Here is a 1720-nt window from a genome sequence, read left to right as displayed (position 1 = left end):
CCCGCACCTCGGCGGTCGCCGGCTCGGGTGCGGCCGGCGCCTCGACGGTTTCCCTGCGGACGGCGTCCTCGCCGAGCCGGTCGACCAGGGCCAGTTCCTGACCTGCCCACAGCTGTGCGGCGGCGAGGTAGCGGTAAACCCACTCCTCGGCCAACGACCGGGTCTCGGCGAACACGATCGGCACGCCCGGCCAGCGGACCTGCAGTTCGGCAAGCCCGTCGGCGACCAGCGCCGGCCGCACCCAGTCCAGCTTGAACACCTGGGAGTAGCGGTCCTCCACCACGATGGCCGCCCGCGGCAGGGCGGCCAGCTCGCCGACGGCGTAGCGCAGCTTGCCGTTCAGCAGGCTGGCGGTCAGGTCGTTCAGCGACTTGCGTTCCACCGCCGCGACGATTCGACCACCGACGCTTACTGCATAGTCACCACACGGCAGGGCACGCTTGACCGTGCTGACCTGTTGGGACGCGAACCGGTAGGCGTACTGCTCGCGGGTGTCGACGACGATCTCCAGGGACGCCACACCGGCGGCCCGGGCCTTGGGCGTGGTGACGTTGGGCCGGGCCTGCTTCACGGTGCGCGGCGACTGCCAGAACACCACGTCGCGGCCGCGGGCGGTGGTGAACACGATCTGGGAGCGGTTCTCCCGGCCGCGGTCGAGCACCAGGTCGATCGCCGCACCGCGCCGCACGCACGACCGGATGGGTGTCGCCTCGACGATCTCGGGGTCGTCCGGCCACTCCTCCACCCCAACCGGGTGGCAGTACAGCGCCTTGGTGCGCGGCCAGGTGCCGGAGGTCCGGAACACCATCCCGCCGCCCAGCGGCAGCCGCACCAGGTAGGGCAGCCTGGAGTCGGGGTCGGGGTTGACCGCTACCAGCAACTCGTCCATCCAGCCCCCTCCTCGACACCGACCGCACCTGTCGGGTCCAGTATGCGTGGCGTCCCGGTGATGCTGCCGGGACGCCACACCCCCGGTCGGCTACGGGGTGACGCTCCACCAGCCGTCCGCAATGACGACGATGACTGCGGGCCCCTTGCGGATAGGAACCTGACCGGTGTACTGGCCGATCTCGTTGATCCGCAGCGGCATGATCCCGCTGCCGTACTCGTAGACCACGAAGTTGGACTGCCCTTCGTGGGTGAAGGTCCACGCCCCGCTGCCGCCGCCGTAGAGGTAGACCGCATCACCGACGCCCTCCCCCGGCAGTGCGATCTCGGCGGCGTACGAGACCGGCTCGATCGCGATCGACCACGGCCCGTCCGCAACCACCTCGAGCCAGGCAGGCGTCCCCCAGCCCCGGCCGTAGAACGTGGTGCCTTCATAGGCCCCGATCGTGTTGACCAGTAGGTCGCCGGTGGACTCGTTGTTCTCGTCGAGCACGTTGACGACGAAATTGCCCGAGCCGTTCCCGGTCGCGGTGACGATGCCATGCTCACCGGGCAGCTCGATCACCTGGGAGCCGTGGCCGTCGATGTAGACCGGCTCGAAGGTGCCGTAGACCCGTTCGATGGCAGCCTGCAGGCGGGACGCCTCCGGCTCCTCCTCCGCCGGCCCAGGTTCCGGCTCCGGAGCCGCGGCCGGCTCTTGCGCCGGGGCCTCCGGCTCGACCGGGTCGGGCTCGTCAACCGTCGGCTGCGCAGCGGTCCGGCTGGCCGCCATGGTGGCGCCGGACGAGGAACGCGGCTCGTCCTCGCCGCCGATCAGCTGCGACATCAGGCC

Annotated in this window: 2 protein-coding genes; both read right to left on the bottom strand. The window is 70.6% G+C overall.

Features of this window, described 5'->3' with window-relative positions; translation table 11 throughout:
* Window positions 1–889 (bottom strand): ERCC4 domain-containing protein (locus tag WBL05_RS06135; protein ID WP_424224480.1); only part of this gene is annotated, 889 nt, incomplete at its 3' end.
* Window positions 890–979: 90 nt separating this feature from the next.
* Window positions 980–1720, bottom strand: a 741-nt coding sequence (locus WBL05_RS06130; RefSeq protein ID WP_424224479.1) for a hypothetical protein, incomplete at its 5' end; no start/stop codon positions are given.

Origin of the sequence: Brooklawnia sp. (assembly GCF_049651565.1) — a bacterium.
GTDB lineage: Bacteria > Actinomycetota > Actinomycetes > Propionibacteriales > Propionibacteriaceae > Brooklawnia.
Note: the sequence above shows the minus strand (reverse complement) of the source record. Positions and strands in the feature narration are given on the sequence as shown.